1 protein-coding gene is annotated in these 235 nt (G+C 77.4%); it reads right to left on the minus strand.

Features of this window, described 5'->3' with window-relative positions; translation table 11 throughout:
- Positions 1-235 (minus strand): YbaK/EbsC family protein (locus tag KVT14_RS21480; RefSeq protein ID WP_306795894.1); only part of this gene is annotated, 235 nt, incomplete at both ends.

The raw sequence follows: 235 nt of genomic DNA on the forward strand, positions 1-235 counted from the left end.
CCGAGCGCGGCCGGGCCGATGTAGCCCTTGACCAGCTGGGGGTGCGCGGCGAAGACGGCCTCGACGGCCGGCTCGACCACGGCCGGGGCCACGGCGGCCTCGAGGCGCTTGAGGTCGACCTCGCGGACGCCGGGCAGGCCGACGACGAGCAGCTCGCGCTCGCCGGTCGGCTGCACCAGGCCGAGCACGACGTTCATCAGCGTGTCCGAGGCCGCCCAGGGGCGGTCGGCGCGGG

This window comes from Cellulomonas sp. GbtcB1 (assembly GCF_019091725.1).
GTDB lineage: Bacteria > Actinomycetota > Actinomycetes > Actinomycetales > Cellulomonadaceae > Cellulomonas.